This window comes from Microcoleus sp. A003_D6, from assembly GCF_036702825.1.
Taxonomy (GTDB): domain Bacteria; phylum Cyanobacteriota; class Cyanobacteriia; order Cyanobacteriales; family Microcoleaceae; genus Microcoleus.
This window is the reverse complement of sequence record NZ_JAUBWA010000037.1, coordinates 1-16,722: the sequence shown is the minus strand read 5'-3', so window position 1 is coordinate 16,722 and position 16,722 is coordinate 1. Positions and strand designations below refer to the sequence as shown.

General features: G+C 45.3%; 9 protein-coding genes. 8 read left to right on the top strand and 1 reads right to left on the bottom strand.

Going from position 1 to position 16,722, the window contains the following annotated elements; genetic code table 11:
- Positions 1–20: 20 nt before the first annotated feature.
- The 6 genes from bioF (at position 21) to QUB70_RS12545 (ending at position 8,882) form a co-directional block, all read left to right on the top strand.
- Positions 21–1,193, top strand: coding sequence for an 8-amino-7-oxononanoate synthase (gene bioF / locus QUB70_RS12570; protein ID WP_332980693.1), 1,173 nt, complete (start codon positions 21–23; stop codon positions 1,191–1,193).
- A gap of 388 nt (positions 1,194–1,581) precedes the next feature.
- Positions 1,582–1,731, top strand: a complete 150-nt coding sequence (gene pirA, locus QUB70_RS12565; protein WP_332980692.1) for an arginine synthesis PII-interacting regulator PirA — start codon at positions 1,582–1,584, stop codon at positions 1,729–1,731.
- Positions 1,732–2,601: 870 nt separating this feature from the next.
- Positions 2,602–5,532 carry an ATP-binding protein gene (locus tag QUB70_RS12560; protein WP_332980690.1) on the top strand — a complete coding sequence of 977 codons (2,931 nt, stop codon included), beginning with the start codon at positions 2,602–2,604 and terminating at the stop codon, positions 5,530–5,532.
- A gap of 13 nt (positions 5,533–5,545) precedes the next feature.
- Positions 5,546–5,908, top strand: a complete 363-nt coding sequence (locus QUB70_RS12555; protein WP_332980689.1) for a response regulator — start codon at positions 5,546–5,548, stop codon at positions 5,906–5,908.
- 93 nt (positions 5,909–6,001) lie between these two features.
- Positions 6,002–7,339 carry a hybrid sensor histidine kinase/response regulator gene (locus tag QUB70_RS12550; protein ID WP_332980688.1) on the top strand — a complete coding sequence of 446 codons (1,338 nt, stop codon included), beginning with the start codon at positions 6,002–6,004 and terminating at the stop codon, positions 7,337–7,339.
- A 181-nt stretch (positions 7,340–7,520) separates the two neighbouring features.
- The gene (locus QUB70_RS12545; RefSeq protein WP_332980686.1) at positions 7,521–8,882 is read left to right on the top strand and encodes a hybrid sensor histidine kinase/response regulator; all 1,362 of its coding nucleotides are present in this window, start codon (positions 7,521–7,523) and stop codon (positions 8,880–8,882) included.
- A gap of 517 nt (positions 8,883–9,399) precedes the next feature.
- Here QUB70_RS12545 and QUB70_RS12540 read toward each other — a convergent pair.
- Entirely contained in the window at positions 9,400–10,767 is a 1,368-nt protein-coding gene (locus QUB70_RS12540) for a TldD/PmbA family protein (RefSeq protein ID WP_332980752.1), read from the bottom strand.
- Between the two features lie 287 nt (positions 10,768–11,054).
- Here QUB70_RS12540 and QUB70_RS12535 point away from each other — a divergent pair, with 287 nt between their 5' ends.
- Both QUB70_RS12535 and QUB70_RS12530 read left to right on the top strand, forming a co-directional pair.
- The gene (locus QUB70_RS12535) at positions 11,055–15,332 is read left to right on the top strand and encodes a PAS domain S-box protein (RefSeq protein WP_332980683.1); all 4,278 of its coding nucleotides are present in this window, start codon (positions 11,055–11,057) and stop codon (positions 15,330–15,332) included.
- Positions 15,333–15,676: 344 nt separating this feature from the next.
- Positions 15,677–16,534 carry a DUF1361 domain-containing protein gene (locus QUB70_RS12530; RefSeq protein ID WP_332980681.1) on the top strand — a complete coding sequence of 286 codons (858 nt, stop codon included), beginning with the start codon at positions 15,677–15,679 and terminating at the stop codon, positions 16,532–16,534.
- The last annotated feature ends 188 nt before the right edge of the window (positions 16,535–16,722 follow it).

Below are 16,722 nucleotides of genomic sequence, written 5' to 3'. Positions count from 1 at the left end.
TTACCCGATCGCTGGACAATATGAACGCAGACCCTTACGCTTGGATAGAGAAGTCCCTGGACACTATTCGCCGGGCTCACTGGTATAGATCGCCACAATCGATCGAAAGTTGCCCCGGGCCTGTGGTAAAGTTAGCAGGTCGGAGGCTGATTAACTTTGCCAGCAACGATTATCTGGGACTAGCTGGCGATGACAGGTTAATTCAAGCCGCTATTGCTGCAACTAAGGAATTTGGTACGGGTGCGACGGGTTCGAGGTTAGTGGGCGGACACCGCGATTTGCACCGACAGCTAGAAGTTGCTATTGCTAATTTAAAACAAACTGAAGATGCTTTAATATTCAGTTCGGGATATTTGGCGAATTTAGGGGCGATCGCATCCCTTGTCGGCAAGCGCGATTTGATATTATCTGACAAGTACAACCATTCGAGCCTGAAAAACGGAGCCGCACTCAGCGGTGCAACTGCGCTAGAGTACAGTCACTGCAATCTTGAGGATTTAAAAGCCAAGCTAGAGCAAAATCGCGGGAAATATCGCAAGTGTTTAATTATTACCGATAGTGTCTTTAGCATGGATGGGGACTTGTGTCCGCTGCCGCAGTTGTTAGCTTTAGCCGGACAATTTAACTGCATGGTATTAGTAGATGAAGCTCACGCTACAGGAGTTTTCGGTACTAGGGGTGGCGGTTGTGCAGAACATTTCGGGTGTACGGGATTGCCGCTAATTCAAGTTGGCACCCTCAGCAAAGCTTTAGGAAGTTTGGGCGGCTACGTTGCGGGCTCTGCTGCTTTAATTGACTTTCTGCGCAATCGAGCTGCGAGTTGGATTTATACTACAGCATTGACCCCTGCTGACACGGCGGCTGCTTTGGAAGCTGTGAGAATTGTCCAGCAAGAACCAGAACGCCGAGTGCGGTTGCAACAAAATATTGAAACTTTCAAATATTGCGCGATTGCGAATCGCCAATTACCCATTAGCAATTCCCTCTCCCCAATTTTCAGTCTTCCGTTAAAAGATGCAGCCACAGCTTTAACAGTTGGCAGCAAACTCAAGGAGATGGGTATTTTTGCTCCCGCGATTCGGCCTCCGACTGTAAGTGTGAGTCGAATTCGGATTTCTCTGATGGCAACTCACGAGCTCGCACACCTTCAGCAGTTGGTAGAGGCGCTGGGGAAAGTTTTGAGTTTTGAGTAAATTTTGGGTGCGCACCGCCCACCGCTTGACTAAATGTAATGTTGGGTGCTCCATGCACACCTGACGCTTAAAAGTCACATATCTGGGTTGGACACGGCAATGCCCTTTCCCTACTGGGGAATTATATTGTTTCCAGCAGGCAAGATGCCTGACCCACATTAATTTTGAAGCTCTTGTGGAGGACGTGGCAACGCCTAAGTCCCTACAGATGGCACTATTGACTGGAAATTGTCAAGATATCACTATTGACTTATGGCGGTGATTGTAGACTATTGTGGTCGATCGGTCAATAACTGTAAATTTTCTGTAAATTTAGATACTTTTTGAAATTTAGCGCTATATTAGAGAAGTAGCAGGTACACCAAATTAAATATAAGGAACGTCCACCATGAACACAAATCGCCAAAACGTAAAAAAAATAGCTGAAACCCACCGCGCTAACATTCACAAGCAACTGATCCACCGCATCGAAGTAGCTAGGGCCAGCGGCAACCAAGATTTGGTTCGGGTGCTGGAAGACGAAATGAGACAGTTGTAAGAAGCTGCCACTAAAATTTGCCCGTAGTTTGGTTGAGACGGTTGTGCAAAAAAGCAGAATTCCGGCAACCGCTACCTGTTAAGTTTTGACTCCTCTCTTAGTTGGTAGAAAAAACCCCGGTTTCCTCAAGAAACCGGGGTTTTTATTTAGAAGGAAGAAAGAAGATTAGACCTCTTGCAAAAATAACTAGGACGGGCTCTGGGGCCATCCCACAAAATTTTTTTTCTTGTGGAATGGGCATCTTGCCCGTTCCAGAATTTGATTGAAAGGATTTTTGGGCGTTGCTGATTTACGGTATGAAAGGCTAAATAGGCCAGTCATAGAAACCAGTATCGACAAAGCTTGGGGATTTTCAACTGATTTTTTTCATACCCTGATTAAGCAACGCCTCAAATAGCTCGTATTGCTTGCCGTGAACTTGTGTGGGTTGGCGCTCAAAAATTTAGCCGATAAAACGGGTCAAACAATATAAAATTAAACACGAGCTGCTATCAAATTATTTAAGTGAGCAACTAAAACTTCCCGTTCGATGTTTACGGTCTAATTTTTTGGGTGCGGGTACGCGGATCTGTAACAGTTGCGTAAATCCGGCCCAATTTCTCTGTAATGCCTGAAGTCCCTAAACACCCAACAACTTAGCCGAAGCCCTAAACGGCATGGCTAAAAGAACGCGAAATTAGTAAAAGCCAGAAGTCAGAAATAAAATGTAATATTGAAGATGGATTGAGATAGATTTTCCTGGTTGACTGGGAAAGGCAGCTTGCCAAAATTTAAGATAAGCAAAAATACTTAACAGAAAAAAGTTGAACTCTCAAAAGCGGAAGATCGGGGTGGCGACTGCAAAATCCAAAAAAATAATAGGTAAAATTTATGGCGATCGGCATCCGACACGAGCCGGAAAACGGCTACAACTCTGAACCAACTCAGCCTTCCCCAAGAGAAAATCTTGATAGCCGATCGCCTATGCGTTTGGAGCGAACCCTCAGTTCCCTAGAAACTTGGGGCTTTGGCCTGGTTTCTCATCTCGGTTGGCTGAGCATTGCGCCGGCGATCCAAGGCGCTCTCGGAACAGGGGCGATTTTAGTCTGCTTGCCTGGAATGCTCGTCGGTATGATGCTGAACTTGCAAATGAAGCGCTTAGGCGAGCATTGGCCAAACGTAGCCGGAGGAACGCCCAACTATACCACTCGACTGCTAAAAAACTACCCGGCTATAGGACTTTATGCAGCCCTGGGATATTACATAGGCTGGGCTTGTGGTGGGGCGTTTTACGCCATCCTGCTCACAGACACGATCGCCACTAACCTGGAGCCATTGGGGATTACTTTTCCGAAGCGGCTCTTGCAAATTGGATTTACAGTGCTACCCCTGATTGTGGCTTGGAGCGGCACTAGGGCGTTGAGCATCCTGCATTTATTTTTCATCATCCCGGCGATTGGATTCTTATTTACTTTTTCCGTTCAAGGGTTGGGCTGGTTAGCCTTCTCTCCAAACAGTCCGGGCTTTTTTCCCACCACCGTGCCGAGCATCAGCTTTTTGGACTGGGTAAAATGGTACTTCTTTGCAACGATTATAGTTTATGCCTGTGAAGCGGCTGCTTCATTTGTCGCCGATAGCCGCCGTCCTGGGGAAACGCTGCGGTTTTTGAGAATCTCGACGGGTTTTATGCCTCTGGCCTTTCTGGGTGTTTCCTGGATCGTGATGCGAGCGCCCATTACTCCAGAGCTCGCCGCCAATCCGTTCTCAAGTCTGATAGTAGCAGCCCGACCTTTCTGGGGCGATTCAGCCCCCCTGCTCGTAACATTCCTAGTAATCTCCGGCTGGCTGCTTTCTTCGACAACTTGCATTTCCATCAGTCCCCGCATTTTGTATCAACTTGCCGTAGACGGAAAGATTTCCCCCGTCTTCGCTGTGGTGTCTCGACGGGGAGTTTTTGGCCCGGCCCTGATGGCTACGCTGTTTGTCAGCCTGTTCTTTCTAATTTGGGGGGACTTAGCTCATATAGTAGTCGTGGCAGGTATTAGTTACCTGGTCTCGATTATGGCAGTCCATCTAGCACTGTGGCTGCAAAGAAAGCGGCCAGAGGTTCTGTGGCCGTGGTGGTCTCTAGGCTTCTTTATGGTAGAGACGGTTGTTTTGGTTTGTGGCGGATTGGCTTGGGGGTGGCAAGATTTCATCCTGGGTCTACTGTGTCCGATCGTCTTGTGGGCAGCGGATGGGGCGATGCGACGCATAAACTTTCCCCCCTTCCATGCGGAGTGGTGGATTAAACTTTACAGGACGCAGAGCAATCGCCTGGTCGCAGATTTTGTAACGTTTCAGGTGGTAATCCTGATTTTACTGGTCTGTAGCGCTGTGGCGATCGGTTGGGGTGCTGGGATCAGATTAAACGCTAACTCTAGTGTTGGTTCTAATCTTTTGCTGGTGCTGCTTTTGTTAGTTGCTTTTGTGGCGGTGGCGATCGCCTGCTGGACGAGTTTACCCCAAGTCGTCTCAATGGATGAAGCACGAGAGGGAGCAGAACAGCTATTTACCATTGCCCTAGATGCGATCGTAGTGCTGGATGAAAATGGTGTAATTCGCCAGACTAATCCCGCTGCTGAAAGCGTCTTCGGAATAGATTCTACTAGACTAATTGGGTCTTACCTCAACAAATTTCTACCCGGATTAGGTTCTCAGCCCGATCGGTGGCTCAGTCGCAGCGAACAAACTCTCAACCAACCCGATCGCGACTCGCGCATTCTAGAAGTTGCCATCTCAGACCGATTCTCTCAAAGCGCTTCGATAAACAATCAGGATCTGCAAGAATATGTGGCGATCGTCCGCGATATCACCGATCGCAAGCAAGCCCAGTCAGCCCTGCAAAAGGCTAATGAGGAACTAGAAATCAAAGTCGAGGAGCGTACATCTGAACTCACCCACACTGTGGAGCAATTGCAGAATGAAATTCAAGAGCGCCAGCGGATAGAAGCAAATCTCAGAGCGATGCAAAATCAGATTATCGTCCAAGAAAAACTAGCTTCTCTGGGTAGTTTAACAGCAGGGATTGCCCACGAAATCAGAAATCCCTTAAATTTTGTCAACAATTTCTCAGAAGTTTCTGCTGAATTAACCGAAGAACTATTTGAAGAACTGGGAAATCAAGGAGAAAGATTAGAGCCGGAAACCAATGAATATATTTCCGAGCTATTAACCGATCTCAAACACAATCTTAAAAAAATTCATCAACACGGTCAAAGAGCAGACAAAATCGTTGGCAATATGCTGTTGCATTCAAGGGGACAAAGCGGTCATTGGGAAGCCACAGATATCAATAGCTTATTGACCGAATATATCAATCTAGCCTATCACGGGATGCGAGCTAAAGAAACAGCTTTTAACATTACCATAGAAACCGACTATGACAATGACATTGGCGAAGTAGAGGTCGTGCCACAAGACATAGGTCGGGTGTTTCTTAACATTATTAGCAATGCTTGCTATGCAGCCCATAAAAAGCAACAAGAAATGGGGTCAGAATTTTCACCTATACTTGACGTAAAAACTCGAAATCTGGACGGTCGAATTGAAATCCGCATTCGCGATAATGGCGCAGGTATAAAGCCAGAGGTACTCGATAAAATTTTCAATCCATTTTTTACGACAAAGCCACCAGCAGAAGGTACTGGTTTAGGTCTTTCTATCAGTCACGATGTTGTCGTCCAGCAACATCGCGGAGAACTAAAAGTCGAAACAGAAGTAGGAAATTACACAGAGTTTATCATCACATTGCCGAAAAAAATAGCAGAGATTCAGGAGTAAAAAAATGAAAGTAATGGTTGTAGACGACGAGGAAGATATTCAGTCTTTGTTTACTCAAAAATTTAGAAAAGAAATCAAAGCAGGGCAAATCCACTTTTATTTTGCCCTGTCAGCAGAGGCGGCATTGGACTACTTAGAAAATCATAAAGAAGCGTCGATTGTTTTGATTTTGTCCGATATTAATATGCCAGGAATGAATGGCATAGAACTGCTGAGAATTATCAAAGAAAAGTTTCCCGATCTAAAAGTTTTTATGATTACCGCTTATGGAGATGAAAGAAATTACCAAACCGCAATCGCTTATGGAGCTGATGACTATATTACTAAACCCGTTAATTTTGATAGCCTGAAAAATAAAATAATCAATTTGGAGTAAATTCACCATAAAACATAATTGGTAATTGGCAATTGGTCCCTTCCCATCATCTCCTTCTCCCTTCAGGGTTCTACTAGCAACTGAGAGACTAATATGTCAACAAAAATACTGTTTGTAGATGACGAAGAAAATTTAGAATATGTAATTTCCCAGGTATTTAGAAAAAATATCCGCACGGAAGGATGGCAGATTTTTTTTGCTCGTAATGGTGTAGAAGCGCTGGAAAAATTGAAAGAACACCCGGATATCGATATAGTATTGACCGACCTTAATATGCCTGAAATGGATGGCCTGACTTTACTATCTAGACTTAATCAAATAGACCTACACCTGAAAACAATAGTTATATCAGCCTATAGCGACATGGAAAATATCAGAAATGCCATGAAATTAGGTGCCTTTGACTTTCTAACCAAGCCGATAGATTTGGAGGATTTAAAGATTACCATCAACAAAACGCTGCGTGAGGTGCAACACTTAAAAGAAAACCAGCGCTTGCGGGAATCAGAAGCTCGTGCTAGAGAACAAGCTCAGGATTTACAACAAGCTATGCAAGAGCTAAAAAAGACCCAAGCTCAACTAATTCAGACCGCAAAAATGTCTTCTTTGGGTCAACTGGTTGCGGGAATTGCTCATGAAATTAACAACCCTGCTAGCTTTATCTATGGCAATATCAGCCACGTCAGTGATTATATCAACAACCTAACCCACCTGCTAAATCTCTATCAGCAGCACTACAACCCACCCTGTTCTGAGATTGAAGCTGAAATCAAAGCCATAGATTTAGAATTTATGATAGCAGATTTATCCCAAACTCTGGCTTCGATGAAATGTGGCGTTAACCGCATTCACAAGATTGTTTTGTCTTTGCGTAACTTCTCAAGGCTGGATGAAGCTAACATAAAGTCTGTTGATATTCACGAAGGGATCAAAAGCAGCCTGCTGATTTTGGATAATCGACTTCAAACAACGGCATCGCGTCCAAAGATTCAAGTGTTTGAGGAGTACAGCCATCTGCCTTTAGTGGAATGCTATGCTGGAGAACTAAATCAGGTGTTTATTAACATTCTTTCTAATGCGATTGATGCTTTGAATGAGTACAATAAACAACGGTCACTAGATGACATCTCGGATGTCCAGAACGCCATTACTATTCGCACTGTTCTGCTAGAGGAAAATTCCCGTGTCGTCATTAAAATTCGGGACAACGGGCTGGGAATGGCCGCAGACGTGAAAGACCGTATTTATGAACCTTTTTTTACTACTAAGCCTGTAGGTCAGGGTACTGGTTTGGGTCTCTATATCAGCTACCAAATTATAGTGGAAAAGCATGGGGGCAGATTGAAATGTGTTTCAGAGGTGGGGGAAGGAGCGGAGTTCTGGATTGAAATTCCAATCAGACAAACTAAGGCTGAACTCGATTTGAGCTAATAAATCGCCCTCTACCAAACTCAGAGCCTATTACAGCCGTTAGGTTTGCCATTGTAGAAATCAGCTTTTTCATGACTATTGCAATAATATATAATAAACTTAAAGTATATAAATATTACTCAAATAAGTTAATCAATGCAAGGGGCAAAAAATGTCGCATCCGACCGAAAAATATCGCAATATGTCAGCAAAAATACTGTTTGTGGATGACGAGCCAGATTTAGAATCTCTAATTTGCCAGAAATTTAGAAAAAAGATCCGTGCGGAAGAATACCAGGTTTTTTTTGCGTATAATGGCGTAGAAGCGCTGGCAAAGTTACAAGAACAACCGGATATAGACATTGTGCTGACTGACATTAATATGCCAGTTATGGATGGTATCACTTTGCTAGAGAAACTTAATCAGATAGCTTCCCTAGTCAAAACAATAGTTATATCGGCTTATGGCGACTTGGGAAATATTAGAAAGGCGATGAACGCCGGAGCCTTTGATTTTTTGACTAAGCCTATAAATTTTCAGGATTTAGAAATTACAATTAACAAAACATTGTCCCACGTACAACAGCTAAAGGAAAACGAGCGCTCCCGCCAAGAAAGAGAGGAGAAATTGCAGCAATCGGAAGCGCGAGAGCGAGAAAAAGCTATTCAACTAGAAATGGCACTCGAAAATTTACAGCGCACCCAAGCTCAGCTTATTCAGACTGAGAAAATGTCTAGCTTAGGACAGCTTGTTGCCGGTGTTGCCCACGAAATTAACAATCCTGTTAACTTCATATATGGCAACTTAACTTATGTTAATGAGTACACTCAGCATCTATTGGATTTAATCAAGCTTTACCAGCAGCATGATGCCTATAATCATCCTGAAATCGAAGCTTTAATTGAGAAAATAGAGCTGGAATTTATCAGAGAGGATCTGCCTAAAATGCTATCTTCGATGAAAGTAGGGGCTGAACGTATCCGTCAGATTGTGCTGACGTTGCGGAACTTCTCGCGCCTTGACGAAGCTGACATGAAACCCGTTAATATTCACGAGGGAATCGACAGCACTATAGTCATTTTGCAGAGTCGGCTCAAGCCTAAGCCTGATTGTCCACCTATTCAAATTATTCAAGAATACGGAGATTTGCCTAAAATAGAATGTTATGCCAGTCAGTTGAATCAGGTATTTATGAATTTGCTGAGCAATGCAATTGATGCCTTGAATCACTATGATAAAACACGCAGCCCGGAGCAAATAAAAAACCAGCCTAGTACGATTACGATTCGTACTTCTATTCTGAATCGCGATTGGGTAAGAATAAGTGTTAAAGATAATGGGCAGGGGATAACGAGCGAGGTAAGAACGCGGCTGTTTAGTCCTTTCTTCACAACTAAACCTGTGGGTCAAGGAACTGGTTTGGGGTTATCGATCAGCTATCAGATTGTGGTGGATAAGCACGGCGGAGATTTGAAGTGTTTATCGCAGCCAGATGGGGGTGCAGAATTTGTGATTGAGATTCCCATTAGGCAACGCGAGCGGGTACAAATGAAGGCGAGTTAAGGGGAATAAAATTGGCTAAAAGAACGGGAAATCAGTAAAAGTTAAGCTTATTCGTTGTGCGAATTGATGTGCGGAAATTTACACCTTTGGTAACGGCATCGCACTCAGCGCGAGTGAAAGACAGTAGTAAATTTTGAGTTGTTGTCAGCTTGTCAATAGACCTCTTGCAAAAATAATTAGAACGGGCTCTCCGGCCCGTTCCACAAGAAAAAACAACTCTTGTGGAACGGGCCGGAGAGCCCGTTCCATCAATTGATGAAAGGATTTTTGCAAGAGGTCTAATGTCTCGGACTGGTTAAGGTGATGGGTGAGGGCGCGATCGCGCCTTCACCACGTGCCAGTTGCGTAAGTTTTGAACTAATAATTAATAGACCTCTTGCAAAAGTCCTTTTAATCAAATTTTGGAACGGGCAAGATGCCCGTTCCACAAGGAAAAATGTTTTTTGTGGGACGGGCATCTTGCCCGTCCTAATTATTTTTGCAAGAGGTCTAATGACTAATGACTAATGACTAAGGATTATCTTCCTCCGACGACGACATTTTTAATCCGCAAATGGGGGCCGCCGACACTTACGGGCAAACCGCTTTGGCCGCCTTTGCCGCAACCGCCGTAGGCATAAACTGAGTCGTTTCCTATCGACTCAATATCTTTTAAAGTCTGAAATACATTACCGCTTAAGGTGACATCGCTCACCGGTTCGGCCAATTTACCGTTGCGAATCATGAACCCTTGAGCCGCGGCAAAGGTAAACATTTCGCCGTTGGTTTGTCCTCCCAACATCCGCACTGCATACACTCCTTCGTCAATGTCGGCAACCATTTCGTCAAAAGAATGTTCGCCAGACTCGATCGCAGTATTAGTCATCCGCACCAAAGGCATAAAAGTAGCGCTCAGAGCCCGGGCATTTCCCGTCGGACTTTCGCCCATTTTGCCCGCAGTCTCGCGATTGTGCATTCTCGCTGCTAAAACTCCATTTTTAATTAAATGCTTGCACTGAGCCGGCACACCTTCGTCGTCGTATTTCAAAGTTCCCGGCAATCCCGGCACAGTTGCGTCGTCTATTACATTCAATTGTTCGATCGCCACAGGCTTGCCCAAAGTCAACAATTCCTGCATTTTCGGGTTTTCGTAAATGCCGTCTGCTTCCGACAAATGCCCGAAAGCTTCGTGAATAAAAACCCCCGACAAATAAGGGTCTAAAATCACCGGATACTGACCGCCTTTCACCGATTTTGCCTCTAGTTGGCTTACAGCTCGAACGGCAGCACTTTTAACACGATCTTCAATATTTGTCAAGACATCGTAATCCGATCGCGAGTGAATCGACTCAAACCCTTGGCGGACGACACCGCCCTCGCCGCGGGCGATCGCCCCGAAACGCCCCGTCACGTCCAAGCGCTCTTGAGCGATGCAAGTACCTTGAGAATTCACAAAATAAGTAATGCCGAATCTGTCGCTGTAACCGGCCATTGTCGTCTGAATTCGCGGGTCGTAATCTAACAGCAACTGGTTGTAAGATTCGAGCAATTTCCGTTTTTCTGCTAAAGTAATAGAGCGGGGATCGCGGCCCAATTCCACCGCTACATAATCTTGAATCGGGGTGACATCTGCTAGTAGAGTTTTTTCGCTGCCAACCAAACGAGACTGAACGACAGCTTCTTCAATGCGATCTTTTAACTCAGCTAAACCGTTAAAAGTTACAAAACTCCAGCCGCCTTTGTGACAGGCGCGGATGCCGCCGGCGAGACTGAAACTGCGGTTGACAGCATCTAACTGAGGGCCGCGAAAACTAATTGCAGTTGACTCGCTTTGTTCGAGCCGAACTTCTAGATAATCTACGCGATCGCGGTAAGGTGCGATCGCTTCCATCAACTGTTCCTGCATTAAATTGCCTCTATGAATGATTCGCGCCCAGGGCTGAAAAAAATTATTGCTCACCTTATTTTAACCAATAAATCCCGTTTTTCGGGTGCGCGATCGGGCCGGAACCGTACTCCCGGTGCGCGCATCCTACCCGATCCCCAGCGATCGGCGACGGGCGTTCCACAGCACACAAAACTCGGGCGGGCTTGCCAAAAGCCCGTTAGGGTCGGAATCTTGCACTTGCGTAGAGAAATCAAACTAAACTAAATCTATCTAAAGACTTAAAAATATACTTTAACTGCCGGCAGATGGAATACTTTAAGGTTAAAAAATTCCAAATTTCACCGTATTTAGCAGCAATTTCGGCATCAGTAGCAATTTTGGTCGGAGTTTGCATTTTAGACCGATCGGAACAACAACGATTTTTGCAGCACAACCGCACTACCACGCTCGATCGGCTCAGCACAGTCCGTTCTAAGCTAGAAGGCTCTTTAAATTCCCGGCTATTTCTGATGCGGGGTTTGGTGGCTTACATTTCCAACAACCCAAACATCACCGAAGCCGAGTTTGCAGCGACGGCGAGAATTCTGGTAGCACAGCAATCGGGCATTCGCGCCATAACTTTAGTTAAAGGCACGACGGTGGCTTACATTTATCCGCAGGAGGGAAATGAATCGGCGATCGGGGTTGACTTGACGGCGCTACCCGAAGAGCGGCAAATGGTCAAAGATGTCCTCAACAGCAGAAAAACTTTGCTTGCCGGGCCGGTGAAATTATTAGGGGGGGGCGTGGGGTTCGTCAGCCGATCGCCCATTTTTCTCACACCCTCCGGTGCAGATCCCGAAACAGGAGTTTACTGGGGCTTGACAGCCCTGATCATCGACAAAAATTCCCTGATTGAGGAAGCAGGACTCAACGACTCCTCAGCGAAGCTGCAATACGCTCTGCGGGGCAAAGACGGGAAGGGAGCATCCGGCCCTGTGTTTTTCGGTGACGAGTCAATTTTTCAGGACAATCCCGTGCTGCTGGAAGTGACTTTGCCCAACGGTTCCTGGCAGTTGGCAGCAATTCCGGCGGGAGGATGGCCTGCGAATTCGCCGTTTCGGGGGTGGCTGCTCTTTGGAGGCGACTTGCTGGCACTTTTGAGCGGGGTGGGGGTTTTTAGCTGGGTGTACGGCCGTGCGAAACTGCGTTCGAGCGAAGCTAAGTACCGACAACTCGTTGAGAATGCTAACAGCATGATTGTGCAGTTAGACAGTGAAGGCAAGATTACTTTTTTTAACGAGTTTGCTGAAACTTTTTTCGGGTATTCAGAATCAGAAATTATCGGCAAAAGTGCGATCGGCACAATTATACCGGAAACAGATTTATCCGAAAGTGACCTCGCGGCAATGATTCGAGACTGTTTGGCACAGCCGGAAAAATACTTCCAAAACGAAAATGAAAACATCCGCCGCAATGGAGAAAGGGCGTGGATAGCGTGGACAAATAAACCTTTACTAGATGCGAAGGGAAATTTGGCAGGACTGCTTGGTATCGGGACGGATATTAGCGATCGCAAACAAGCTGAAATCGCCCTGCAAGCTTCAGAATCAGAATTGCGGGCTTTGTTCGCAGCCATGAACGACGTAATTTTTGTCATTGATATTGAGGGACGTTATCTGAAAATTGTGCCCACAAATCCAGAATTTTTATACAAACCGTCGGCGGAACTTATAGGCAAAACTTTGCACGATATCCTGCCACCAGAAACAGCAGATTTTTTCCTCAGTCAAATTCAACTTACCGCCGACAAAAAACAGACCCATTCCATAGAATACAGCCTGCAAATTGACAACCAAGAAGTTTGGTTTGTCGCTAACATTTCGCCAATGCAGGAAAACACTGTTATTTGGATAGCCCGCGATATTACGGAGCGCAAGCAAGCTGAAAGTTGGTTGGCCGGTCAAAAACAAATTTTAGAAATGATTGCTAAGGGCGCTCCTCTGGGCGATACTTTAAATACTTTAGTTGAAATAATCGAACAGCAATCTAGAGATGTCATCGGTTCGATATTGCTTCTAGCTCCAGACGGCAAACATTTGCTGCACGGAGCCGCGCCCAGTTTACCCGACAGTTACAATGCTGCTATTCATGGCAGAGCCATCTGCCCGGATGCAGGCTCCTGCGGCACTGCTGCCTTTACCCGCCAACAGGTGCTCGTTACAGATATTGCCAGCGATCCTTTGTGGGAAAATTATCGAGATTTAGCCTTGAGTTTTGGACTGAGAGCTTGCTTGTCTACTCCTATTTTATCATCTCAGGGTCAAGTTTTAGGAACTTTTGGAATGTATTATTCCCAACCGTGCCACCCCCCAATTATCGATCTGCAACTAATAGAAGCGACCATGAATTTAGCAGGAATTGCGATCGAACGCAACCAGGCAGAAGAAAGTCTCAAACAGCTCAATCACGAACTAGAAAATAGAGTCAAAGATAGAACTGCTCAATTGATGCAAACTGAAGAACGCTGGCAGTTAGCGCTCAAAGGCAACAATGACGGCATTTGGGACTGGGACTTACAAACAAAAGAACTTTTTGTGTCCGATCGCTTTAAGGAAATCACTGGTTACGAAGATAGTGACATTAGCGATTACAATAACAAATGGCAGAAGAGTTTACATCCAGATGATTTAGCTATTTCTCAGCAACTCCTTCAAGAACACTGGGAGAGAAAAACACCGCATTACATCACCGAATACCGTTTGTGGTGCTACAATAGCGCCTACAAATGGATATTGAGTCGGGGACAAGCTTTGTGGGACGCATCTGGAAAAGCAGTCCGCATGGTTGGTTCAATTACTGACATTACTGAGCGCAAACAAGCAGAGGAAGCACTGCGGGAAAGCGAAGCAAGATTCCAAAAGCTGTCGGCAAATTTGCCGGGAATCATTTATCAATGTTTGCTGCGTGCAGATGGCTCTGTTAGCTTCCCTTACATGAGTCCTGGTTCCCTAGAAATGTTTGAGTTAGAACCAGAAGCTGTTATGCAAAATTCGGCTTTGCTAATAGATTTGGTTCATCCCGAAGACCGCCAAAATTATGACGAATCTGTCGTTATTTCAGCGCAAACTTTGCAACCTTGGCAGTGGGAAGGACGGCTGGTACTGCCTTCAGGAAAGATTAGCTGGTTTCAAACAAATTCGCGTCCTGAAGCTAAAGAAAACGGCGATATTCTTTGGGACGGCATCACCGTTGATGTTACCGATCGCAAACAAGCTGAATTAGCTTTGCAAGAAAGCCAGCAGTTCATTCAAAAAGTAGCCAATGCTACTCCCGGTATTTTGTATCTCTACGACTTGGAAGAACAGCGGAATATCTACACTAATAATTCACTGCTCGCGCTTTTGGGCTATACCAGCGACGAAATTACAGCGATGGATTCGTCACTCATACCTCAGTTAATACACCCCGAAGATTTGCCTAAAATCGTGAAATATCACGCCAGCTTTGCAGGAATTGAAGATGGCGAAACTAGGGAAATTGAGTACCGGATGCTGGCAGCAGACGGTCAATTTTTGTGGCTGCAAAGTCGGGATACTATTTTTAGTAGGAATGGGGACGCTCAGGTTAAGGTAATAATTGGAGTTTCCCAGGATATTACGACTCGGAAGCAAGCAGAGGAAGCACTGCGACAAAGCGAGTCGCGAGAAAGAGAAAAAGCTCGAGATTTAGAGTCAGCGCTGCTAGAATTGCAATCTACTCAAACTCAGCTCATTCAAACTGAAAAAATGTCTTCTTTGGGGCAATTAGTTGCTGGCATTGCTCACGAAATTAATAATCCCGTTAACTTCATTCACGCTAACATTGATTATCTCAACCTGTATACAAAACAGTTGCTCGATCTGGTGACTCTTTACGAACAGGAGTATCCCGAACCTAATTCAAAAATTGTCGATCGCATTCAAGAGATTGATTTGGGTTTCATGGCTGAGGATTTAAGAAAACTGGTGGGTTCGATGCAGGTAGGAACCGAACGCATCCGGCAAATTGTGTTGTCTCTCAGAAATTTCTCGCGGCTGGACGAATCGGCAATGAAGCCGGTCGATATTCACGCGGGAATTGAAAGCACTTTGTTAATTTTGCAGCACCGCTTGAAGAGTCGGGACAGCCGCCCGGAAATTGAAATAATTAAGGAGTTCGGGAAACTGCCGCTGGTGGAGTGCTATGCGAGCCAACTGAACCAGGTGTTTATGAATATTATTGCTAATGGAATTGATGCTATTGAAGAACGATATCAAAAGTTATCGGTTCCCGAATCAGAGACAAAGAGCGGTCGGATTGTTATTGGCACTTTTGTAACGGCCCAGAACACTGTAATGGTGGAAATTTCCGATAACGGTACGGGCATTCCAGAGGGGATAGTCGATCGAATTTTCAACCCGTTTTTTACTACAAAAGCTGTGGGGAAAGGTACGGGGTTGGGAATGTCTATCGCGCACTCGATTGTGGTGGAAAAGCACAACGGCAAGATTGAGTGTATTTCGTCCATAGGATGCGGAACGACTTTTAGGATTCAGATTCCGATCGACAAAGTGTATAAGTAGTAGCGTGCGTCAGTCGATTTGAGATTTGAGATTTGAGATTGACCGAAAGCATCTAGGGTACAAGCCCCCGGATTCATCCGTCCAGAAATAAAAAACCTGTATCCGATAAAGGCGCCCCCGAATTTATCCGTGGGGTCAATGCTTCAATTCTAAAATCTAAAATCTAAAATCTAAAATCTAAAATCGATTGACTCCACACTGCTAGGCTGTGTCAGCAGTTCTTGATTTTCAGGCGCACAGCCAGGAGCCATAAGCTGACGCACCCTACAAATTAACGACTAAGATAGATTGAAGCTGCTAAGGAAGCGGTGCTGCATCAAACCTTTAACTGTATAAAAATTGACATGATGGGATTAATCCTGGAAGCGCTGGAAGCAATGGGACACAATGTCCGCTGGATGTCTTGGAATTTGTTTTTGGCTTTAGTACCGCTGGGCCTGAGTTTTTGGCTGTTCCGCAAACCCCGATCGCGCTGGCTGATGTGGGCTACGGGCATTCTCCTAGGCGCTACTTTTTTGCCCAGCACGCGCCATTTTTTGGCCTATCTGAAGCACATTGTGCAAGATGTGGGCAAAACTTACATTTTGGGGGCGATCGTCATTACACTCGCACTGATGGCTGTAGATATCTGGGTACTGCGGCAGCGCGGAGTTCGCTCTCTCCGCTGGTGGGGCGGTTTTTTCGCGTTTATCGCATTTTTGCCCAATGCGCCCTACGTTTTAACTGATATCATTCACCTGATCGAGCAGATTAAAGAGGGGAACTCGGTGTGGGTGGTTACATTGGCTTTGATTCCGCAATATTTGGTGTTTATGCTGGCGGGATTTGGAGCTTACGTGCTGTCGGTGATGAATTTGGGTTACTATTTGAAGCAACAGGGTTGGAGTAAGTTTATCCTGGCAACGGAGATAACTATACACGCACTTTCGGCGATCGGCATTTATTTAGGGCGATTTATCCGCTTCAACAGTTGGGACATTCTGACTAACCCCGATGCGCTGGTTAACACCGTAATGAACGATTTGATTGGCAAGCGTCCGGTTTTAGTAATGGCTGTAACCTTTTTAGTAATTGCTGCTTTGTATTGGGTAATGAAACAAGTAATTTTAGGGATGAGCCAGCGGTTTTACAGCAGCCAATCGCAGTCGGAGTTGTCCGGCGAAAGCGCGACTTCTTCCGATCCCATCGATTTGAGATTTTAGATTTTAGATTAAAGAATTGACTCCACAGATGAATCTAAGATATAAAACTAATACCAATTTTTTATGAGGCTGCACATATCTCGATCCCCCCTAGCCCCCCTTAACAAGGGGGGGTGGTTTTATTGTGGGGAGAAGAAATCTGAAACGACAGAAAGCACCGCTCAAAGCTCGCGTCTGGGACGCAACTG